This is a genomic window from Helicobacter pylori (assembly GCF_003636935.1).
Taxonomy (GTDB): domain Bacteria; phylum Campylobacterota; class Campylobacteria; order Campylobacterales; family Helicobacteraceae; genus Helicobacter; species Helicobacter pylori_CH.
In genome coordinates, this window is the sequence record NZ_MVVH01000001.1 from 286,383 (window position 1) to 307,617 (window position 21,235).

A 21,235-nucleotide genomic window follows, 5' to 3' on the forward strand; every position below is an offset into this window, starting at 1 on the left:
AAAGGGTTTTAAAAAACCCTTTTAATCAATCGTTTCACTTTTTGTTTGACTTTAAAAAGCAAAAATTCTATAAGGAGTTTAGAAGAAAGCCTAGGCAGAAGAAATTCAAAAGAATGCCGTCTGTCTGAAAAAGACAGGATTTTTTTAAGAGCGTGGATTTCTTTATCTCTTGCTTGAACCGCTTGGACTTCTTCAATAATCCTTTCATCTCTTCTTTTAATTTCCTTATCCCTGTTTTGAAGGGATTCAAAGAGGCGATCTAAAAAGAGAGCGTTAAAATAGGCGTCTTTAAAAGGCGTTTGAATCAAAACTTCATGCCATTTTTTCGCGCCCATGACGCTTAAGAGTTTCCAGGGTTTATCGCCCCAAAAATGCAGCATGCGTGCTTCTTTGATGCTAGGGAATGAGGGCGTATCAAGGAAACTGGGGTGGGCGTTGTAGGAGTAAGGCAGTTCTAAAATCCTACCACGGCACACAAAACACAAAGCATCTTGATCGTTAAATAAAAGTTTTTCATTTTTCAAAAGGAAAAATCCAACCAATTGGTTTTCCAGATTTTCTTCACGCCATGATTTTAAATTTAAGGCTAAAAACCCGGCGTTAAAGTAGTTGTCAAAAAGGATTTGAGCTTCTTCTAAATCAGGGAAAGCGTCAGCAACGCCGATAGATTTTGCGTGCATTTGGCGTAATTCGTATAAATCCTTAGCCGAATTCCTGTCCATAGCGATCAAATCTTTTTCCCTCACAGCCCCAAAATAATGCGTTTCAAGGGGGATAAAAAAGCTCTCGCTCATATCATTCACAAACAAAGTGTCCACATCAAACATGATCATCTTATCGTATTGGGGGAAAAGGGAAGCGAAAAAGAAACGGCACATGATCATTTTAGAAAAGCGTTTTTGCGAAAAATCGCTGAGCTTTGTGAATAACTCTTCAATCTTATTGGCTATTATTGGATCAATGTTTTGATAATGATCGCTTTTAACGGCTTGGTTCTTTTTTATTTCTTGGTTTTCTTTGGGTGCGTTATTATTAGAAATATCCAAAAACTCTATGCTGGAAAAAGCGCTAAAAGGAGCGATCGTTTCTTCTAATTTGGCTATATTTTCTAGGCTTAAATCCTCCACCAAACAATGGATTTTATAAAAGAGTTTTACTCTCTCTCTCTCTCTCTCTCGTTTAGCGTTCGCTAGCATGGAATACAAGCTCACGCCAGCAGGGACACAATAATTGTTATCAAAAGCCACCACAATAGGGATAATCTCTTGCATGCATAGTCCTTAAATCTTTAAATTAAACCCGCTAAAAAAGGGGGATTTTTGTCATTTTATCGTTTTTTTTTTTTTTTTCAAAACCAAAATGGCGAGTTTGTTTTATGGCATAATATCAGACTTCAATAAAAAAGGTGTTTGATAAAAGGGTGCTTAATCAAAAAATTTGGCTAGGGTTTTTAGCTTTGCATGGGGTTTTCCTCAGCGCTTTTGAGTATCAAGTGAGCGCGAGAGTGGGATCGTTTTCGCGCATCGCTTTCAACCAGTCAGTCATCAACTCCAAAAAAGGGATTTATCCTACGGGGAGTTATGTAACCACTACCGGGGCCTTACAAATTGATTCCAGTTTGCTCCCTAAAGGGATTGAAAACCACAAACTGGGTTTTGGGGTGGGGGGCGAAATAGGAGCGTTAGCGTATGATTCCACGAAGTTTTTGATTGATGAAGCCAACCCTAAGGCAGGGTTTCAGCCAGCGAACTGGTATTACATGGGGCGATGGGAGGGCTATTTGATGCAATATAGCGAAAAATGGACCAGAGAGCAAAAGGCTCAAAACGCCAGGCCTTATGTGTTATACAATTTGTATTTAGACTATCAATATAAGGATATTTTTGGGATTAAATTAGGGCGTTACCCCTCTAAAGCTTTGTTTTTGAGCGGGTTTAACCAAGGGTTTGAGATTTTTTACCGGTGGAAAAAGTTTAGGATAGAGTGGTTTAGCACCTTTGGAAGGGCTTTAGCTAATGAGCAATCCATTAGAGATTTTTACGCTCCTGTCAATTACAAGCAAAAAATCAACTACGGCATGCACAATTTAAACCTCATTTACGAAAATAAATACATTAGAGTTGCGCCTTTTATTTGGTTTTACCCTAAGAATTTTAACGCTCCTGGATTTGAAATCACCCATGACACAAAGTCTTACTGGAAATCTGATTGGCGCATCCAAACGACTTTTTACGCATGGTTTCCCCTTTATAGCGATTATTTGTCTAAAGATTATTACAGGGCCGCTTTAGTGGGTAAAAAAAGCGCGAGTTTGTTTGTGTTTCAAAGGATCAATTTCCGATCTTATCGTTTTGGCTGGAGTGTGTATAAGAATTTTGGGAACGGGAGCGCTCAATTAGGCTGGAACGGATCGCCAGTGGATCCTTTTTATGACACTAAAGACGACACCCCTTATGAAGACGCTTATTCCAATTTTTACAACGCTAATTCCATAACGATTAACGCTTTTGTAGGGAAGAGCATTAAAAATCTTTTGGTGCAATTGTATGGGAAATTGACCTATTCCCCAAGGGCTGATTCGCAAAGCTTAGGGGTTACTTTTAAATATGACCTTAAAAAACATATCTATTTCATGCTAATGGTTAATGGCTATCAAATCACGATGCATAAGGGTTATAAGGTAGGGTTTTTTACAAGCGGTTACAACCCTGATTTCGCTCAAACCATTCAAAATAGAAGCTATTTGATGAGCTCTATGAGTTATCGTTTTTAAGGAATTAAACATCCTTTCATGTTATTTTTTAAGCCATAGTATCCCCCTTTTAAGCGCGCTTTTATTGTATAATCTTAAAAATTTTATTAAAGGAAAAGTTCAATGTCTAACCAAGAATACATCTTTCAAACTGAAATCAACCAGCTTTTGGATTTGATGATCCACTCTTTGTATTCTAATAAAGAGATTTTTTTAAGAGAGTTGATTTCTAACGCGAGCGACGCTTTGGATAAGCTGAATTATTTGATGCTAACCGATGAGAAATTAAAAGGGCTCAATACCACGCCTAGCATTTATTTGAGTTTTGATAGCCAGAAAAAAACCTTAACGATTAAAGATAATGGTATAGGCATGGATAAAAGCGATCTCATTGAGCATCTAGGCACGATCGCTAAATCAGGCACGAAGAGCTTTTTGAGCGCTTTGAGTGGGGATAAGAAAAAAGATAGCGCTTTAATTGGCCAGTTTGGCGTGGGCTTTTATTCGGCATTCATGGTAGCGAGTAAAATTGTCGTTCAAACCAAAAAAGTAACCAGCGAGCAAGCGTATGCATGGGTGAGCGATGGTAAGGGCAAGTTTGAAATCAGCGAGTGCGTCAAAGAGGAGCAAGGCACAGAAATCACCCTCTTTTTAAAAGAGGAGGATTCTCATTTTGCGAGCCGTTGGGAGATTGATGGCGTTGTTAAAAAGTATTCTGAGCATATCCCTTTCCCTATTTTTTTAACTTACACCGATACAAAATTTGAGGGCGAAGGGGATAATAAAAAAGAAGTTAAAGAAGAAAAATGCGAGCAAATCAATCAAGCGAGCGCTTTATGGAAAATGAATAAGAGCGAATTGAAAGAAAAGGATTACAAAGACTTTTACCAATCGTTTGCGCATGACAACAGCGAGCCTTTGAGCTATATCCATAATAAAGTGGAAGGCTCTTTAGAATACACAACGCTTTTTTACATCCCTAGCAAAGCACCCTTTGATTTGTTCAGGGTGGATTATAAAAGCGGGGTCAAACTTTATGTGAAACGGGTGTTTATCACTGATGATGACAAAGAATTGTTGCCGTCTTATTTGAGGTTTATTAAGGGCGTGATTGACAGCGAAGATTTGCCCTTGAATGTGAGCCGTGAAATCTTACAGCAGAATAAGATTTTAGCCAATATCCGTTCGGCTTCAGTGAAAAAAATTTTAGGCGAGATTGAGCGCTTGAGTAAGGATAAGGAGAATTACCATAAATTCTATGAGCCTTTTGGGAAAGTGTTAAAAGAAGGCTTGTATGGGGATTTTGAAAACAAAGAAAAACTTTTAGAATTATTGAGATTCTATTCTAAAGACAAAGGAGAATTGATTTCTTTAAAAGAATACAAAGAAAATTTAAAAGAAAATCAAAAAAGCATTTACTACCTTTTAGGCGAAAATTTAGACTTATTAAAGGCGTCTCCGCTTTTGGAAAAATACGCTCAAAAAGGCTATGATGTTTTATTATTGAGCGATGAAATTGATGCGTTTGTGATGCCAGGCGTGAATGAATACGATAAAACGCCCTTTAGAGACGCTAGCCATAGCGAGAGTTTGAAAGAGCTTGGTTTGGAAGAAATCCATGATGAGGTAAAAGATCAGTTTAAAGATTTAATGAAAGCGTTTGAAGAAAATCTTAAAGATGAGATTAAAGGCGTAGAGCTTTCTACTCATCTCACTTCAGCGGTGGCTTTAATAGGCGATGAACAAAATGCGATGATGGCTAATTGGATGCGCCAAATGGGCCAAAGCGTGCCTGAAAGCAAGAAAACTTTAGAGTTAAACCCTAACCATGCGATTTTACAAAAACTCTTAAAATGCGAAGACAAAGAGCAGTTGAGCGCTTTTATCTGGTTGCTTTATGATGGGGCGAAGCTTTTAGAAAAAGGGGCCTTAAAAGACGCTAAAAGTTTTAACGAACGCCTAAATAGCGTGCTGTTGAAAGCGTTGTAAGGAGGTATCCTTTTAAGGGTTTAAATAAACTTGCTTTAAACCCTTCAAGCATTAATCTAAAAACGGCAATGAATGGGTGCGATAAAAGCTTTATTATGATTAAAAGATTAGTTCGTAGGGTCTATGCTTCCATTAAAACATTAAAAAGCGTAAAAGCCAGCTAAACACGGCGTTTAGCTTAATCTCATTAAAACTAAAGTTCTATTTTTAATTCCTTGAGAGCGTCGCATGCTTCTTTAACGCCTGATTTGCAACCTTTTTTAAAGTTTTCTACCGCTTGCTTTTCGTCCTTTGCTGTGCCTTGAGCGTTGTATTGCATAACCCCTAAATTATAACACCCTCTACCGTCATTCAACTCGCATGCATTGGAATAACGAACGATGGCCTCCTTAAAATTCTTTGTTACACTATACATATACCCTGCATTAATACACCCTGGGCTGTCTTTTAAATCGCAAGCTTTTTCATACAAATCAAGAGCCTTTCTTAAATCCTTAGGCGTGCCTACGCCATAATGGTGTAAGCTTCCTAATACCATACACCCTTCAGCATGGTTTAAGTCGCAAGCTTTAGAGTAGTATTGTGAGGCTTTTTTAGCGTCTTTAGACACACCTTGTCCGTTATAGTATAAATTGCCTAGCAGGCGGCACCCATAACCATCATTTAATTCACAACCTTTAGTGTAAAATTGGATGGCTTTTTTCAAGTCTTTTCCCACTCCTTTCCCTTCTTCATAGAACGCCCCTAAAAAAACACACCCAAAGCCATTTTTTAACTCACAAGCTTTTTCAAAATGCGCTTTAGCTTGAGCGAAATCTTGCTTCTTTGCGCTCTCTATACCTAAATTAACAAGCTCTTTAGCGTCTGGCTCTGCCATTAACCCTCTTAAACACAACGCGCCCAAACACAAGACCCCAAAAAGGGTTTTTTGAACGCTTCCTAGCATGAAATACCTCCTTTTATTAAAAAAAATATAATACTCTAATTCTAATCAAATATTGATAACTAAAGCCTTATTGAACCTTTATTGATGAGATGAATAAAAAAATTATTTTTCTTTTAACTGCGTGTTGCTTGAGTTGGATTGCTATATTAAAAGGGATATTAGCAAGGGTGGGGCTGTATTAAAAGATTTTGTTTTAAAAAATTGATTGAACCGCCACCCTTTTAAGAGTAGCTTTGGTAAAAGCCCTTAAGAAATTTAACTAAAAACCGAAAAGGAGCATTAATCTTTATTAAAAATCACAAAAAAGGGCTATAAAACTGTAGCAAGCTTTGGTTACTTTGTCAAGCATGACCCCACTCTCATAAAGGCTACAATCAATGGACACTAACACGCTAAAGTTTGAGTTGGTTTGGTGGTTTTTGCCAGCGAAAAAGGCGTTGGTATTAAAAGAAAAACCCTTACGCCAAAACTCCCCATTCATTTCTCGCTTAAATTCTCTAAAACCCCCAAAAACACTTTTTCTAAAAGCTCTAATTCTTTCAAGCTCACCCTTTCATCAATGGCATGGATCCTGTCATTAATGGCGCCAAATTCCACCACTTCTATGCCGTGAGCGCTAAAAAACCGCGCATCGCTCGTGCCGCCTTTGGTGTTTAAAAGGGGGGTGGTGCGGCATGTTTTTAAAATATTTTCTTTTAAAACGCTGGTAAGCTTTGAATGGGAAGCCGTGATGAAAGGCGAACTGCTTGATTCTAATTCTAAAGTGTGAGGCAAATCTTTTAAAACTTTTTCTAAATATTCTTTCAAACTTTCTTTGGTGGTTTTTAAAGAATGGCGCGCATTAAAAATGATTTCTACGCTTGCCGGTGTCACATTATTAGCCCCTAACCCTGCATGCAAGTTAGTGATAACCAATTTTGAAGGGTCAAAATGCTCATCGCCATCGTCTAAATGGACTCCTGAAATTGAAGGCAAAACAGAAGCGAGCGCGTCAATGGGGTTTTGGCATTTTTGCGGGTAAGCCACATGCCCTTGAATGCCTTTTAAAATGAGTTTGCCATTAATAGAGCCTCTTCGGCCAATTTTGATGCTATCGCCTAGGACTTTTTCGCAAGTGGGTTCAGCCACAACCGCCATATGGGGCAGCAAATCTTTTTCTTTGAGTTTTTCCAACATGAGTTTAGTGCCAAAAATCCCTGGCCCTTCTTCATCGCTTGTGAGTAACATAGAAAGCAAAAAAGGGGTTTTAGGGCTAAAATGTAAACTCGCGCTCAAAAACGCCCCCACGCCTCCTTTCATGTCTTGCGCCCCACGGCCGTATAAAAACCCCTCTTTAATAATGGGTTTAAAGGGATCGCTTTGCCAATTATCTCCAGGAGGCACGACATCAATATGCCCTGCAAAGCAAAAATGCAAGGGCTTAACATTTTCTTTTGTATGCTTTTCTTTTGCATGCTTTTCTTTTGCATGCTCTTTTTGGGGGTTAAAAATGCGGTACAAAAAAAGGTTTTTCACGCCATTTTCTCCACATTCTAGAGTTTTAAAAGTGGGAAAAAGCGATTTAATGTATTCAAAAATACCGCATTCTTTGGGTGTAATGGTAGGGTAGCTGATGAGCTTTTGAGTGATTTCTAAAGCGTTCATTAAAAATCCTTTAAGAGTTTTTTCTCAAATGAATGTATAAATGCAAAACATCTAAATTCGCCGGGGTGATCCCGCTGATTTCTGAGGCTTCAAAAAGGCTTTTGGGGCGGAATTTTTCTAACTTTTCTACCGCTTCTAAGCTAAGGCCTGGAATGCCTTTAAACACAAAATCTTTAGGGATAGAAACCTTGAGCATGCTATCCATTTTAGCGATATTTTCGTGTTGCTTTTCAATATAAATATTATATTTGCATTCAATTTTAATCTGCTCTAAAACCCGCTCGTTCAAGGGGGCTAAAAAGCTGAAAAAGGAGCGCATTTTTTCTGCATTAAAACTATCGCGTGCTAACAAACTAACGCCATCAACCTTGTCGTTGATAGGGTTTTCGTCTAATTCACTCAAGCGTTTTAACACTTCTTTGCTAGGGGTAAGGACGCATTCTTTAAGGCGTTTCAAGTTTTCTTGTATTGCTTGCTGGTCTTTTTTTAATTCCTTATAAAAATCTTCTTCCATAAGCCCTAAACGATAGGCATGCTCGCCCAATCTAAAAAGCGTGTTGTCTTCTCTTAAAAGCAAGCGGTATTCGGCCCGGCTAGTAAACATTCTGTAAGGCTCATTCGTGCCTTTAGTGATTAAATCATCAATCAAAACGCCGATATAGGCTTCATTGCGCTTTAAAATAAAGGGGGCTTGATTCTTTAGAGCTAATACCGCATTAATCCCAGCCATAAGCCCTTGAGCCGCCGCTTCTTCATAGCCGGTAGTCCCATTGATTTGCCCGGCCAAATAAAGCCCTTTGATTTTTTTGGTTTCTAAAGTGTGGGTTAATTCTGTGGGCTGGATAAAATCATACTCTATCGCATAGCCATAGCGCGTGATGAGGGCGTTTTCTAAGCCTTTGATAGAATGAATGACCTTTTCTTGCACGTCTAGGGGTAAAGAGGTGCTTAAGCCGTTGATATAATATTCGCTTTTATGAATGGTTTGAGGCTCTAAAAACAGCTGGTGGCGTTCTTTCTCGCTAAAGCGGTTGATTTTATCTTCAATGCTAGGGCAATACCTGGGGCCTATGCCTTCAATTTGGCCGCTAAAAAGGGGGGCTCGGTGGAAATTATCCCTAATGATTTGGTGGGTAATGGGGTTAGTGTAGGTGATGAAGCAAGAGAGTTGGGTGGGGTTAAAATCTTTGGTTTTATAACTGAAATAGGGAGGGTTTGTGTCCCCAAAATGCTCTTCTAAACCTTCAAAGTTAATGCTATTGCCTGCCACTCTTGGGCAAGTGCCGGTTTTTAACCTCTCCACCTTAAAGCCAAGCTCCCTTAAATTCAAGGCTAAAGAATTAGAGGCGTTTTCCCCAAAGCGCCCGTTTTGGTTTTGATGCTCGCCAATATGCACCACCCCTTTTAAAAAAGTGCCTGTGGTGATGATCACTTTTTTAGCTTTATAAGTGTTGTTAATGTTCGTGGTTACGCCCACTACCTCATCATTTTTAATGATTAAACTTTCGGTCATTTCTTGAGAGACGCTCAAATTAGGGGTGTTTAAAACAAGATTTCTTGCCAAAATGCGGTAAGTGTCCATATCAATTTGCGCTCTAGTCCCCCTAACCGCCGGCCCTTTAGAAGCGTTTAACACACGATATTGCAAACCGCTATGATCCGTAATCATCCCCATAGCCCCCCCTAAAACATCCACTTCTTTAGTCAAATGCCCTTTACCCAAGCCCCCAATGGCCGGATTACAGCTCGCTAAACCGATCGTGTCTATGAGCATGGTGATTAAATGCACTCTAGCCCCCATTTTAGCCGCAATCAAGCTCGCTTCAATGCCTGCATGCCCCCCACCAACCACTAAAATATCACTTTCTTTTACCACTCTTTTTCCTGTTTTGATATGATTTTTCTAAAATCTTAGTTTTGAAAAAGTTTTATTGTAGCATGTAGGTTAGTAATTTTAAAGGGTAAAATAAAATGGAAAATCATTCGCATGCCAATACGCATACTGATACGCGCACCGATGATAAAAGCACTAAGATCGTGCGCTTGTTGGGGTTAATAGGGGGAGTGTTAATCGCGCTCATTATCTATTACGCTTTAAACGCTCAAATGTCTCATATTGTAGAAGAAATCCCCAAGCTTAATTCCTTAAATTATAAGGCGATGCCTGTTGTGGCTGGGGTGGCTGTTTTAATGGGGATATGGTGGATGACTGAAGCCATTGACTTGCCTGCAACCGCGCTTTTACCTTTGGTGCTTTTTAGCGTCTTTAGCGTGGATCAATTCTCTAGCGTTAGCTCTTCTTACGCATCGCCCATTATCTTTCTTTTTATGGGAGGGTTTATTTTAGCTTTAAGCATGCAAAAATGGAACTTGCACACGCGCATCGCTTTAAGCATTATTTTATTAGTAGGCACAAGCCCTAGGAGGTTGATTTTAGGTTTTATGATCGCTACAGGCTTTCTGTCCATGTGGGTGAGCAATACCGCAACGGCGGTGATGATGTTTCCTGTTGGCATGAGCGTTTTGCAATTAGTCGCTAAACTGGTGGGCAAAGAAAACGCCTCTAATTCATGGTATCAAAAAGAAGAAATCACCAAAGCGCATGGGGGTATTATGAGTAATATCGTGCATAAGGGCAAAGACATTACCCAAGTCATTCAAGAAAAGACTACTATCTATCGCACGAATTTCAGTATTTGCTTGATGCTTGGCATCGCTTATGCGGCTTCTATTGGCTCTTTAGGCACTCTTATTGGCACGCCGCCTAACGCTTTATTAGCCGGCTATATGAAAACCGCTTTCAATATTGAAATTGATTTCGCTCAGTGGATGGTGTTTGGGACGCCGTTAGCCTTTATCATGCTCATTTTAGCGTGGCTCTTGCTCACTTATGCGATTTTCCCTTTAAAGATTAAAGAAATCCCGGGGGGTAAGGAAGTCGTTAGATTAGAGTTAAACAAACTAGGCCGTTTGAGTCAGGCGGAAATCTCTGTAGGGGTTCTTTTTATATTAGCGTCTTTAGGGTGGATTTTCTTAGATACGATTTTAAAATCTTGGGGCATTAAGATAGATAAAATTGATTCCGTGATCGCTATGGGGGTTTCTGCGCTTTTATTCATTTTGCCCGCTAATAATAGGGGTGATAGGCTCATTGATTGGGACACTGCTAAAAAACTCCCTTGGGATGTGTTGCTTTTATTTGGCGGAGGGCTAGCCTTGAGCGCGCAATTTTCTAAAACCGGGTTGAGTTTGTGGATCGGGCATTTGGTCTCTGGCTTTTCGCATTTACCGATTTTATTCATCATTGTCATGGTCACTTTAATGGTCATTTTCTTAACCGAAATCACTTCTAACACCGCCACCGCTGCAGCGTTTTTACCGGTGATTGGAGGGGTTGCGGTAGGCATGGGCTATGAAAGCCATCAGAGTTTGTTATTGACTATTCCTGTAGCCTTGAGCGCGACTTGCGCGTTCATGCTCCCTGTAGCCACCCCACCGAATGCGATAGCTTATGGCTCTGGGTATGTTAAAATAACGGATATGATTAAAGCCGGTTTGTGGCTCAATCTGGTAGGAGTTGTTTTGATTAGCGCGTTTAGCTATTTTTTAGTTTCGCTGGTATTTAATTGATTAAGGAAAAAAGTGAAAGAAGAGTTATTTAAAGAAAAGTCTCGTTACATTACAGGGTTTGTTTTAATCATTGCGGCAGGCTTGATTTTGTATGCGGACAATTTGTTGTTGTTTTGGGCGGTTTTAGGGGGGATTTATGCGGTAGGGTTTTCTGAAGCGTTAAGACTATTCCAGGTTAAAGCGGGCTTTAGCTTGTATCTCATTTTAGTGTTGTCATGGGTAGCGGCGTATTTTAACGGGCGCCCTATAGAATGCGCTCTAATTAGCGCCATGGTCATGGCCAGCATCATCGCTTATCAAAAAGCGCACCATAGCGAAGCCATTTTACCCTTTTTATACCCGGGCGTTGGGTTTTTTGCGCTTTTTGGGATTTATAAGGATTTTGGTGCAGTAGCGATCATTTGGCTTTTAGTCGTGGTGGTGGCAAGCGATGTGGGGGCGTTTTTTGGGGGCAAGCTTTTAGGCAAAACCCCTTTCACGCCCACTTCGCCGAATAAGACTTTAGAGGGCGCGTTGATTGGCGTTGTTTTGGCGAGCGTTTTAGGATCGTTTGTGGGCATGGGGAAATTGAGCGGAGGCTTTCTTATGGCGCTCTTTTTTAGTTTTTTAATCGCTCTTGCGGCAGTGTTTGGGGATTTGTATGAAAGCTATTTGAAAAGAAGGGCTGGGATCAAAGACAGCGGTAAGATTTTACCCGGGCATGGGGGCGTTTTAGATAGATTGGATTCCATGCTTTTTGGGGCTTTAGGCTTGCATGCGTTGTTGTATTTTTTAGAAGTTTGGAAAGAGACGGCGGTGTTTTTAGGGGATTGAATGGTTGTTTTAGGAAGCACCGGCTCTATTGGGAAAAACGCCCTAAAAATCGCAAAAAAATTTGGCGTAGAAATAGAGGCCTTAAGCTGTGGGAAAAATATCGCTTTAATCAATGAACAAATCCAAGTTTTCAAACCCAAGAAAGTGGCAATCTTAGATCCTAACGATTTGAATAATTTAGAGCCTTTGGGTGCGGAAGTGTTTGTGGGGCTAGAGGGCATTGATGCGATGATAGAAGAGTGCGTTTCCAATTTAGTCCTTAACGCTATTGTGGGCGTGGCAGGATTGAAAGCGAGCTTTAAAAGCTTACAAAGGAACAAAAAACTAGCCCTAGCGAATAAAGAGAGCTTGGTGAGCGCTGGGCATTTATTAGACATTTCACAGATCACGCCCGTTGATAGCGAGCATTTTGGTTTGTGGGCGTTGTTGCAAAACAAGACTTTAAAGCCTAAATCTTTAATCATTAGCGCGAGTGGAGGGGCTTTCAGGGACACGCCTTTAGAATTTATTCCTATTCAAAACGCGCAAAACGCGCTCAAGCACCCCAATTGGAGCATGGGATCTAAAATCACCATTGATTCAGCGAGCATGGTCAATAAGCTTTTTGAAATCCTAGAAACTTACTGGCTTTTTGGCGCGTCTTTAAAGATTGATGCGCTGATTGAAAGAAGCTCTATCGTGCATGCTTTGGTGGAGTTTGAAGACAACTCTTTCATCGTGCATTTAGCGAGCGCGGACATGAAACTACCCATAAGCTACGCCATTAACCCTGAATTAGCTTCTTTGAACGCTTCCATTAAGCCCTTAGATTTATACGCTTTAAGCGCGATCAAATTTGAACCCATTAGCATGGAGCGCTACACTTTGTGGCGTTATAAAGACTTGTTATTAGAAAACCCTAAGCTTGGCGTGGTGCTGAACGCGAGCAATGAGATGGCGATGGAGAAGTTTTTGAATCAAGAGATCGCTTTTGGAGGCCTGATTAAAACCATTTCTCAAGCCTTAGAATTGTATGCTAAAAAATCTTTCAAGCTCTTTAATTTAGATGAAGTGCTGGAATTAGATAAAGAAGTTAGGGAGCGTTTTAAAAATTACAGCTAGTGTTGGATGAATGGTTGGATAAGGAGTTGATGCATGTTCGTGCTTAAAGTGTTTTTAATATCATTCTTTTTGTTGATTGTTGCATGTTTTGTAGTAGCGGCTATTGGCGAGGCACTTGAGAAAGCGGAGAAGTTTGGTCGTGAATATTATATCCTTGTTATTGGTATTTTAATTGTTATTTTGTTGTATATCATAAACCACTAAAAACCGCTTTTTAAAGAATTAAAAAGCGTTGGAAGCCAAATAAGGTTATTGGATCAAACCCCCAAACTTTATTTCCTTACAAACTGCTTGTATAAAAATTCCTTTCTCCCTATGGCGATGATATGGTTGCGCATTTTGTCATGCAAATCGCCTAAGAAAAAAGGGGCTTTTAAGGCGAGTTTAGGAATGTCTAGGGCATACACTTGAATTAAGTAATGGTGATCGCCATTAGGAGGCATGGGGCCGATATAGACGCTATTGTTGAGATTGGAGCGTTGTTTTTCGCTTTCATTGAGCGGTGAACGGATAAAGCCTTGAGTGAGCGAATTGACCCCTTGAACAATCCTTTTATCCATCATGGAAGCGTTTTCTTCTAAAACATTGTAAGAAATGTTGCCCACGACCCAATGGACAAACGGCATGCCGCACACTTTTTGCGCGTCATGATCGATGAGTTCTAACGCATAGCTTTGAGCGCCTTCTACTTTTTGCCATGAGATTTTAGGTGAATAAGTGGGTAAGCCGTTTGGGTTGAGAAACCCTCTAGGAGCGTTACCGCCAAATTTAGCGTCCAAATACCCTTTCGAATCGGTTTGAATCATCACTTCAAAAGTTTTCATTTTAAGCCCTTTTTCTTTGAAATTATTTTGAATGTTCTATTGTAGCATGATTATAAAAATACATCTTAATTTGGAGCATGGTATTAGAATAATCATTTTTAATGATTAAATAGTTATTTATTTTTACTAGTTACCATTGAACCCATGGAAAGTAAAATAAATCGTTTGAGCACCAAGATAGACGCACTATTGGAACAGCAAAAAAGAGTGATTTCTTTACTAGAAACTTATTTGAGCGTTTATCCCGCCCAAGAGGCTTCAAATAAGTTTTTTAAAGGCGTTAGTCAAGGGATGGAGTTAGCCCCAGAAATCGCACAAGAAGATGAAGAAAAACGCCTTTATGTGTTGCAATATTTAAGCCATGTGGATATTACTAAAAACAAGCAAGACTCCCAGCTCAAAAAAGATTGTTTGGAATTTATCCAAAGGTTTAATGTCCCAAAGCCCATTATCATTACCGCTCTTTATAACCTTAGGGGCATTAAACCCACTAAAAAAGAAGTAGCGAAACAATTGCAAAAACTTTATGTGTGGGAGAAGCGTTACCAACAAGGGGGGATAGACGCTTTAAAAGACAGGCGCGGGAGACCCCTTAAAAAACCTTAAGCGGGTTGGTAGTGGCTATGTTGGTTTTTAATAGGGGTATTCGCATTTCTCAAAATGTTTTCAAAAATTCATCTTATTTTAAGTTAAAATTAAGAAAATATCTTGTATTTAATCATAATTTAGACCTAGATAAGAAATCTATGTAAAATTTTTAAGGAGAACACTCATTTGTTACAACGGATTTATTTAGACAATAACGCTACAACCAGGATTGACCCTAAAGTCAAGGAGATCATGGATCCTTTTTTAAGGGATCATTACGGGAACCCTAGCTCGTTGCACCAGTTTGGCACAGAAACCCACCCAGCCATTGCAGAAGCATTGGATAAGCTCTATAAGGGCATTAACGCCAGGGATATAGACGATGTGATCATCACTTCTTGCGCGACAGAAAGCAATAATTGGGTTTTAAAGGGCGTGTATTTTGATGAATGCTTGAAAAAAGGCAAAAACCATATTATAACCACGGTTGCAGAGCATCCGGCGGTGCGATCCACTTGCAATTTTTTAGAAAGCTTGGGGGTGGAGGTTACTTACTTGCCCATTAATGAGCATGGGAGTATCACCGCCGAGCAAGTCAAAGAAGCGATCACAGAAAAAACCGCTCTAGTGAGCGTGATGTGGGCGAATAATGAAACCGGTCTCATTTTCCCTATTGAAGAAATTGGGGCTATTTGTAAAGAAAAGGGCGTGTTGTTCCATACCGATGCGGTGCAAGCGATTGGTAAAATCCCTGTAGATGTGTTGAAAGCGAATGTAGATTTCCTTTCTTTTAGCGCACACAAGTTTCATGGGCCTAAAGGCATTGGGGGGTTGTATATTAGAAGTGGGGTGGGATTGACCCCTCTTTTTCATGGCGGGGAGCATATGAATGGCAGGCGCAGCGGGACTTTGAATGTGCCTTATATTGTGGGCATGGGCGAAGCGATGAAATTAGCCGTAGAGCATTTAGACTATGAAAAAGAAGTGGTGGGGAAATTGCGCGACAAATTAGAAGAAGCGCTTTTGAAAATCCCTGACGTGATGGTGGTGGGGGATCGAATCCATCGTGTGCCTAACACGACTTTAATCAGCGTGAGAGGGATTGAAGGAGAGGCCATGCTGTGGGATTTGAATCGCTCCAATATCGCCGCTTCCACAGGGAGCGCTTGCGCGAGTGAGGATTTAGAGGCTAATCCTGTCATGGTAGCGATTGGAGCGAGCAAGGAATTAGCCCATACCGCTATCAGGCTTTCATTGAGCCGTTTTAACACGGAAGCTGAAATTGACAAAACGATTGAAGTTTTCTCTCAAGCGGCTATAAGATTGAGAAACATTTCAAGCTCTTATTAAAAAGAATATAAAGGAATCAAAATGGCAAAACATGATTTAGTGGGTTCGGTTCTCTGGGATGCGTATTCTAAAGAAGTTCAAAGGCGCATGGACAACCCCACGCATTTAGGGGTCATCACCGAAGAGCAGGCTAAAGCCAAAAACGCTAAACTCATTGTGGCGGACTATGGCGCAGAAGCATGCGGTGATGCGGTGAGGTTGTATTGGCTTGTAGATGAAGGCACAGATACGATTGTTGACGCGAAGTTTAAAAGCTTTGGTTGCGGGACGGCGATCGCAAGCTCAGACATGATGGTAGAATTGTGTTTGAATAAAAGAGTCCAAGATGCGGTAAAAATCACGAATTTAGACGTGGAAAGAGGCTTAAGAGACGATCCGGACACGCCGGCGGTTCCTGGGCAAAAAATGCACTGCTCCGTGATGGCGTATGATGTGATCAAAAAAGCTGCCGGCATGTATTTGGGGAAAAACGCTGAAGATTTTGAAGAAGAAATCATCGTGTGCGAGTGCGCCAGGGTGAGTTTAGGCACGATTAAAGAAGTGATTAGGCTCAATGATTTAAAAAGCGTTGAAGAAATCACTAACTACACCAAAGCCGGCGCGTTTTGTAAAAGCTGTGTGAGACCTGGAGGGCATGAAAAAAGGGATTATTACCTGGTGGATATTCTTAAAGAAGTGCGCGAAGAAATGGAAGCTGAAAAACTTAAAGCTACCGCTAATAAATCCCAAAGCGGGGAATTGGCTTTCAGGGAAATGACTATGGTTCAAAAGATTAAAGCGGTGGATAAAGTCATTGATGAAAATATCCGCCCGATGCTTATGATGGACGGAGGGGATTTAGAGATTTTAGACATTAAAGAAAGCGATGATTACATTGATGTGTATATCCGCTACATGGGGGCATGCGATGGGTGCATGAGCGCGACTACCGGGACTTTATTTGCCATTGAAAACGCCTTACAGGAATTATTGGATCGCAGTATCAGGGTGTTACCGATTTGATTTGTTCTTTTTAGGGGGTGAAAGCCTTTTTCAAGCGAGTGCTAATAAACTTAAGAATGAGTAATGATTAGTGCTTGCAACATTATTCATTATACGCTACTTTTATGCTAATATGCTATTTTGAAGCGATTTTTGATGATGATTGAAGGAACTTGATGGAAAACGACAAAAACACAGATGAAACTCACTTAAGGGGAACTAAAAACAAACTAGGGCGCAAACCAAAAGCAGATGTTAATAAAAAAACTCGTGCTGTGAGTTTGTATTTTTCTGATGAGCAATACCAAAAACTAGAGAAAATGGCTAACGAAGAAGAAGAAAGCGTGGGATCTTATATCAAACGCTATATTTTGAAGGCTTTAAGAAAAATAGAGCAAAATGGCGCTTGATGACTTTGTAACTTGTTTTTAGTTTAGCTTTATCAGTTTTGCTATAGAACAAAACCAAAACCCCGTTTTTATCTAGTCTTTAGCTGTGTGATTTTAAAAAAGAGTGGTATTTTGGCTAAAAAAACTTCTTTATTTGAGTGTCAGCATTGCGGTTTTACAAGCCCTAAGTGGCTGGGCAAGTGCGTCCAATGCAACGCATGGGAGAGTTTTATTGAATTGAACCAAGCTCAAAAGGAAGTTTTAAACACGCTTAAAAAATCGCTCCCACAAGCGCAAAAAAGCGTTTCTATCGCTGAAATTGAGCATGAAGAAGTGGTGAAATTTTCTTCCACTCAAAGCGAGTTGGATATTGTTTTAGGTGGGGGGATTGCTAAAGGGGGGCTGTATTTAGTGGGGGGGAGTCCTGGGGTGGGGAAATCCACTCTGCTTTTAAAAGTGGCTTCTGGCTTAGCCAAAAACCAGCAAAAGGTTTTGTATGTGAGCGGTGAAGAGAGCTTGAGTCAGATTAAAATGCGCGCCACGAGATTGGATTGCATAGAAAAAGAATTGTATCTGCTCAATGAAATCAATTGGCCTGTGATTAAGGCGAATATTGAAAGCGAAAATTATTTTGCGTGCGTGATTGATTCTATCCAAACGCTTTATTCGCCAGAGATTTCTTCAGCGCCCGGCTCTATTTCGCAAGTGCGAGAGATCACTTTTGAGCTCATGCGTTTAGCCAAAACAAGAAATATTGCTATTTTTATCATCGGTCATATCACTAAAGAAGGGAGCATCGCAGGGCCTAGAGTGCTAGAGCATATGGTAGATAGCGTGCTGTATTTTGAAGGCGATCCCAGTAGGGAATTAAGGATTTTAAGGAGTTTTAAAAACCGCTTTGGCCCTACGAGTGAAATCGGCTTGTTTGAAATGAAAGAGCAGGGTTTGGTGAGCGCTAAGGAGGCTTCAAGCTTGTTTTTTTCTAAAGAAGAGCCTATGGAAGGGAGCGCGATTACCATCACTTTAGAAGGCTCAAGAGCGTTGATTTTAGAGATTCAGGCATTGGTGAGCGAGTGTAGTTTCGGGGTGCCCAAACGATTAGCGAACGGGTTTGACACCAACCGACTTAACATGCTCATCGCTTTATTAGAAAAAAAGCTAGAAATCCCTTTAAACCGCCATGATGTGTTCATTAATGTGAGCGGGGGTATTAAGATTAGCGAGCCGGCTTGCGATTTAGCGGTCATTGCCAGTATCCTTTCAAGCTTTAAAAACAGAAAAATTGACAATAAAACGGCGTTTTTGGGCGAAGTGAGTTTGAATGGCAGGATTTTAGAAGCCCCTAATTTGAACGCCAGATTGAAAGAAATGGAAAATTACGGCTTTTTAAAAGCCATTTTGCCTAAAAAACCCAGTCAAAAAACCTCTATCAAATGCTATGAAGCCAATGCGGTGGGCAAGATTGTTGAATGGATGTAGGTTTTTAATCATAAAAAGTGGTTCCAACCCTTTTTAAAAGAATGAGAGTATAAGATAAAAATTAAAAAGCAATCATTACTTTTTTAGTTTATAATTGCTATCATTATTGAAATAAAGGTTATTCAATGAAAGTATTATCTTACTTGAAAAAATTTTATCTTTTTTTACTGATAGGAGCGATTATGCAAGCGAATGAAAACATGGGATCTAAACTCCCAACAACCGATGAAAGAGTGATTTACTTGGCTGGGGGGTGCTTTTGGGGGTTAGAGGCGTATATGGAGAGGATTTATGGCGTTATAGACGCAAGCTCTGGTTACGCTAACGGCAAGACTTCAAGCACGAATTATGAAAAATTGCATGAAAGCGATCATGCTGAGAGCGTGAAAGTCGTTTATGATCCTAAAAAAATCAGTTTGGACAAGTTGTTGCGTTATTATTTTAAGGTGATTGATCCGGTGAGCGTGAACAAGCAGGGTAATGATGTGGGCAGGCAGTATCGCACAGGGATTTATTATGTGGATAATGCAGATAAAAAGGTGATAGACAATGCCTTACAAGAATTGCAAAAAGAAGTGAAAGGCAAAATCGCCATTGAGGTAGAGCCTTTAAAAAATTACGTGAGGGCTGAAGAATACCACCAAGATTATTTAAAAAAACACCCTGGCGGTTATTGCCATATTGATTTGAAAAAGGCGGATGAAGTGATTGTAGATAGCGATAAATACACCAAACCCAGCGATGAAGTTTTAAAGAAAAAACTCACCAAACTCCAGTATGAGGTTACTCAAAACAAACACACTGAGAAACCCTTTGAAAACGAGTATTACAATAAAGAAGAAGAGGGCATTTATGTGGATATTACCACAGGCGAGCCGTTATTTTCTTCAGCGGATAAATACGACTCCGGTTGCGGGTGGCCAAGCTTTTCTAAACCCATCAATAAAGATGTGGTGAAATACGAAGACGATGAGAGCCTTAATAGGAAACGCATTGAAGTGTTGAGCCGTATTGGTAAGGCGCATTTAGGGCATGTGTTTAACGATGGGCCTAAAGAATTAGGGGGCTTGAGGTATTGTATTAATAGCGCGGCTTTAAGGTTTATCCCCTTAAAAGACATGGAAAAAGAGGGCTATGGTGAGTTTATCCCTTATATCAAAAGGGGCGAATTGAAAAAATACATCCACGATAAAAAAACGCATTAAGGGGTGATGACTAAGCCCCTAATGGGGGTTATAAAATAGGGGGTTCAAGCGTTTGGGTTATCTTAAAAAACGCTAAAAACCGCCTTAAATAATTCATTTTTTGATTACTCTTACTTTGAAAACATTCTTTTTTAAGTTTTAAGTTTTTGTTCTCATCAAATAAGGACAACTAAAACTTTTTACTTTTTTAAAAATAGGGTTTTTAATTTTATTTTTTGTTTCAAACTCATTTTTTAAGGGGGTAGGGGGTTATCCCATTACAACCCCCAACTAATTTCCCCTAACCCTAAAGAAGCGCTTTTTAAGAGATTATCGCTTGTTCATGAAAGCTTTTTGGTATTAATTTTAAAAATGCCCTTGAGCGTTTTTAGATTTTTACCCCATAATGAGCTTGTGTAAAGTCGCTAAAATGCTTAAAGCATAAATGAGGAGCAACAGGATTTTATGCACCTTTTCATTAGCCAAAGCAATGAGCTTGATGCCAATGCCCACCCCTAAAAACGCTCCAATACCGGTGATCACCCCCGCTTGAACGCTTATATCATCAAGAACCTTCCCGTTATAAAGGGAAATGACCCCGGATAAAGAAGCGAACACCACAAAAAATAGCCCTAAAGGCACGATTTTTTTAGAATCGTATTTCAAAAAATAGCCCAAAAACGGCACCATTAAAATCCCCCCACCCATGCCTAGCGGGATAGAAAAGATGCCGGTAACAAAACCAGCGAGCATCAAAACCCCATGCGTTCTGTCCATAGACACAAAAGGGATTGCGTGCTTTTTTTCTGGCGTTTTGTTATTTGCATGCAAATCAAAATGCATTTCTTCAAAATGCTTGGGTTTGTTGTTGCTAGAAAAAGCGTATTTGATAAAGGTATAGCACACCACCACCACAAACACGCTCATTAAAATCTTATCGTCAATGATTTTTAAGATAAAACTCCCTAGAACCGCCCCCATCAGCCCTCCAAGCGCAGCAAACGAGCCTTCTTTCAAATCCAATAAACCCTTTTTGTAATTGATGATAGAGCCAACCACCGAAGAAAAAAGCATTTGCATGAGCGAAATCCCCACCGCTTGGCTATAGCTAAAATGGGCAAAAATCGCGCTAGGGACGACAATCTCCCCCCCACCAATACCAAAAAACCCGGCGGTAATGCCGGTGAATAGCCCCACAAGAGCCAAAATAAACGCTGTTGATTCTTCCATAAAAAACTCCCTAAATTTTAAATTATTACTTTATCAAAAAAGAGTGATAATCTTTAAAAAAATTTTCTTTAATTTTAAAAAATAGGGTTTTGATCACTTTAATTTTACAGCTTGAGAGCGATTATAAGAGATTGTTCAAGCTCCTTTACTTGCTTAATTTTAAAAATACCTTTAAATAGTTTAATCAACCCCCTTTTTTAAAGAGGGTTTTAGTAAGCAAACACATAGTTGAGATACACACTATAGAGTCTGCGGTATTTGAGTTCAGCCCCCATAAAGGAATAATAGTTCGTGTTAATGGTGGGGATTTTAAGCCCTAGTTCAATGCCGTGTTG

Annotated in this window: 20 protein-coding genes; 12 read left to right on the top strand and 8 right to left on the bottom strand. The window is 40.0% G+C overall.

Annotation, left to right across the window (positions count from 1 at the left end; all coding sequences use genetic code 11):
* Positions 1–8: 8 nt before the first annotated feature.
* A complete protein-coding gene (locus EAL87_RS01430; protein ID WP_120912673.1) occupies positions 9–1,271 on the bottom strand; it encodes a glycosyltransferase family 8 protein in 1,263 nt (420 codons plus the stop codon).
* A gap of 149 nt (positions 1,272–1,420) precedes the next feature.
* On the opposite strand from EAL87_RS01430, the gene hofA reads away from it, so the two are divergent.
* Together hofA and htpG are read left to right on the top strand one after the other, a co-directional pair.
* Entirely contained in the window at positions 1,421–2,773 is a 1,353-nt protein-coding gene (hofA, locus tag EAL87_RS01435) for an outer membrane beta-barrel protein HofA (protein ID WP_120912695.1), read from the top strand.
* 102 nt (positions 2,774–2,875) lie between these two features.
* A complete protein-coding gene (gene htpG, locus EAL87_RS01440) occupies positions 2,876–4,741 on the top strand; it encodes a molecular chaperone HtpG (RefSeq protein WP_120912674.1) in 1,866 nt (621 codons plus the stop codon).
* A 193-nt stretch (positions 4,742–4,934) separates the two neighbouring features.
* Here htpG and hcpA read toward each other — a convergent pair whose 3' ends face one another.
* From hcpA to mnmG, 4 genes are all read right to left on the bottom strand, one after another.
* On the bottom strand, positions 4,935–5,687 hold the full coding sequence (hcpA, locus tag EAL87_RS01445; RefSeq protein WP_120912675.1) for a Sel1-like repeat protein HcpA: 753 nt from the start codon (positions 5,685–5,687) through the stop codon (positions 4,935–4,937).
* A 289-nt stretch (positions 5,688–5,976) separates the two neighbouring features.
* Positions 5,977–6,168 (bottom strand): hypothetical protein, encoded by a 192-nt coding sequence (locus tag EAL87_RS01450; protein WP_120912676.1) that lies wholly within the window; start codon positions 6,166–6,168, stop codon positions 5,977–5,979.
* Positions 6,165–7,331, bottom strand: coding sequence for a succinyl-diaminopimelate desuccinylase (gene dapE / locus EAL87_RS01455; protein WP_120912677.1), 1,167 nt, complete (start codon positions 7,329–7,331; stop codon positions 6,165–6,167). Before dapE ends, EAL87_RS01450 begins: the two co-directional genes overlap by 4 nt.
* Before the next feature lie 10 nt (positions 7,332–7,341).
* Complete coding sequence (mnmG, locus tag EAL87_RS01460) at positions 7,342–9,207, bottom strand: tRNA uridine-5-carboxymethylaminomethyl(34) synthesis enzyme MnmG (RefSeq protein ID WP_120912678.1); 1,866 nt, start codon at positions 9,205–9,207, stop codon at positions 7,342–7,344.
* A 95-nt stretch (positions 9,208–9,302) separates the two neighbouring features.
* Between mnmG and EAL87_RS01465 the strand changes: the two genes are divergently transcribed.
* The 4 genes from EAL87_RS01465 to EAL87_RS08030 are packed head-to-tail and all read left to right on the top strand — an operon-like array spanning position 9,303 to position 13,079.
* The gene (locus tag EAL87_RS01465; RefSeq protein WP_120912679.1) at positions 9,303–10,961 is read left to right on the top strand and encodes an SLC13 family permease; all 1,659 of its coding nucleotides are present in this window, start codon (positions 9,303–9,305) and stop codon (positions 10,959–10,961) included.
* A gap of 12 nt (positions 10,962–10,973) precedes the next feature.
* Complete coding sequence (locus tag EAL87_RS01470; protein ID WP_120912680.1) at positions 10,974–11,774, top strand: phosphatidate cytidylyltransferase; 801 nt, start codon at positions 10,974–10,976, stop codon at positions 11,772–11,774.
* Positions 11,775–12,875 (top strand): 1-deoxy-D-xylulose-5-phosphate reductoisomerase, encoded by a 1,101-nt coding sequence (gene dxr, locus EAL87_RS01475; RefSeq protein WP_120912681.1) that lies wholly within the window; start codon positions 11,775–11,777, stop codon positions 12,873–12,875.
* A 33-nt stretch (positions 12,876–12,908) separates the two neighbouring features.
* A complete protein-coding gene (locus EAL87_RS08030) occupies positions 12,909–13,079 on the top strand; it encodes a hypothetical protein (protein WP_162972508.1) in 171 nt (56 codons plus the stop codon).
* 68 nt (positions 13,080–13,147) lie between these two features.
* Here the strand turns inward: EAL87_RS08030 and EAL87_RS01480 are convergent, their stop codons facing one another.
* Positions 13,148–13,699: a YbhB/YbcL family Raf kinase inhibitor-like protein gene (locus EAL87_RS01480; RefSeq protein WP_000846529.1), complete on the bottom strand. Its 552-nt coding sequence runs from the start codon at positions 13,697–13,699 to the stop codon at positions 13,148–13,150.
* A gap of 144 nt (positions 13,700–13,843) precedes the next feature.
* Between EAL87_RS01480 and EAL87_RS01485 the strand changes: the two genes are divergently transcribed.
* From EAL87_RS01485 to msrB, 6 genes are all read left to right on the top strand, one after another.
* Positions 13,844–14,305 carry a helix-turn-helix domain-containing protein gene (locus tag EAL87_RS01485; RefSeq protein WP_000444108.1) on the top strand — a complete coding sequence of 154 codons (462 nt, stop codon included), beginning with the start codon at positions 13,844–13,846 and terminating at the stop codon, positions 14,303–14,305.
* Positions 14,306–14,473: 168 nt separating this feature from the next.
* On the top strand, positions 14,474–15,637 hold the full coding sequence (locus EAL87_RS01495) for a NifS family cysteine desulfurase (protein WP_097679847.1): 1,164 nt from the start codon (positions 14,474–14,476) through the stop codon (positions 15,635–15,637).
* Positions 15,638–15,658: 21 nt separating this feature from the next.
* Positions 15,659–16,639, top strand: a complete 981-nt coding sequence (locus EAL87_RS01500; RefSeq protein ID WP_120912682.1) for an iron-sulfur cluster assembly scaffold protein — start codon at positions 15,659–15,661, stop codon at positions 16,637–16,639.
* Positions 16,640–16,794: 155 nt separating this feature from the next.
* Positions 16,795–17,028 carry a ribbon-helix-helix domain-containing protein gene (locus tag EAL87_RS01505; RefSeq protein WP_120912683.1) on the top strand — a complete coding sequence of 78 codons (234 nt, stop codon included), beginning with the start codon at positions 16,795–16,797 and terminating at the stop codon, positions 17,026–17,028.
* Positions 17,029–17,139: 111 nt separating this feature from the next.
* Entirely contained in the window at positions 17,140–18,486 is a 1,347-nt protein-coding gene (radA, locus tag EAL87_RS01510; protein WP_162972510.1) for a DNA repair protein RadA, read from the top strand.
* A 125-nt stretch (positions 18,487–18,611) separates the two neighbouring features.
* Positions 18,612–19,691 carry a peptide-methionine (R)-S-oxide reductase MsrB gene (gene msrB / locus EAL87_RS01515; RefSeq protein WP_120912685.1) on the top strand — a complete coding sequence of 360 codons (1,080 nt, stop codon included), beginning with the start codon at positions 18,612–18,614 and terminating at the stop codon, positions 19,689–19,691.
* Positions 19,692–20,066: 375 nt separating this feature from the next.
* Here the strand turns inward: msrB and EAL87_RS01525 are convergent, their stop codons facing one another.
* Together EAL87_RS01525 and EAL87_RS01530 are read right to left on the bottom strand one after the other, a co-directional pair.
* Positions 20,067–20,900 (bottom strand): sulfite exporter TauE/SafE family protein, encoded by an 834-nt coding sequence (locus EAL87_RS01525; protein ID WP_120912686.1) that lies wholly within the window; start codon positions 20,898–20,900, stop codon positions 20,067–20,069.
* Positions 20,901–21,109: 209 nt separating this feature from the next.
* A partial coding sequence (locus EAL87_RS01530; protein WP_001987031.1) for an outer membrane beta-barrel protein occupies positions 21,110–21,235 on the bottom strand: 126 nt, incomplete at its 5' end.

What these genes read in the sequence shown, in the direction of transcription:
- EAL87_RS01430 (WP_120912673.1), bottom strand. Translation starts at nt 1,271, where the DNA reads ATGCAAGAGATTATCCCTATTGTGGTGGCTTTTGATAACAATTATTGT.
- htpG (WP_120912674.1), top strand. Translation starts at nt 2,876, where the DNA reads ATGTCTAACCAAGAATACATCTTTCAAACTGAAATCAACCAGCTTTTG.
- hcpA (WP_120912675.1), bottom strand. Translation starts at nt 5,687, where the DNA reads ATGCTAGGAAGCGTTCAAAAAACCCTTTTTGGGGTCTTGTGTTTGGGC.
- EAL87_RS01450 (WP_120912676.1), bottom strand. Translation starts at nt 6,168, where the DNA reads ATGAATGGGGAGTTTTGGCGTAAGGGTTTTTCTTTTAATACCAACGCC.
- dapE (WP_120912677.1), bottom strand. Translation starts at nt 7,331, where the DNA reads ATGAACGCTTTAGAAATCACTCAAAAGCTCATCAGCTACCCTACCATT.
- EAL87_RS01465 (WP_120912679.1), top strand. Translation starts at nt 9,303, where the DNA reads ATGGAAAATCATTCGCATGCCAATACGCATACTGATACGCGCACCGAT.
- dxr (WP_120912681.1), top strand. Translation starts at nt 11,775, where the DNA reads ATGGTTGTTTTAGGAAGCACCGGCTCTATTGGGAAAAACGCCCTAAAA.
- EAL87_RS08030 (WP_162972508.1), top strand. Translation starts at nt 12,909, where the DNA reads ATGTTCGTGCTTAAAGTGTTTTTAATATCATTCTTTTTGTTGATTGTT.
- EAL87_RS01480 (WP_000846529.1), bottom strand. Translation starts at nt 13,699, where the DNA reads ATGAAAACTTTTGAAGTGATGATTCAAACCGATTCGAAAGGGTATTTG.
- EAL87_RS01485 (WP_000444108.1), top strand. Translation starts at nt 13,844, where the DNA reads ATGGAAAGTAAAATAAATCGTTTGAGCACCAAGATAGACGCACTATTG.
- EAL87_RS01500 (WP_120912682.1), top strand. Translation starts at nt 15,659, where the DNA reads ATGGCAAAACATGATTTAGTGGGTTCGGTTCTCTGGGATGCGTATTCT.
- EAL87_RS01505 (WP_120912683.1), top strand. Translation starts at nt 16,795, where the DNA reads ATGGAAAACGACAAAAACACAGATGAAACTCACTTAAGGGGAACTAAA.
- msrB (WP_120912685.1), top strand. Translation starts at nt 18,612, where the DNA reads ATGAAAGTATTATCTTACTTGAAAAAATTTTATCTTTTTTTACTGATA.
- EAL87_RS01525 (WP_120912686.1), bottom strand. Translation starts at nt 20,900, where the DNA reads ATGGAAGAATCAACAGCGTTTATTTTGGCTCTTGTGGGGCTATTCACC.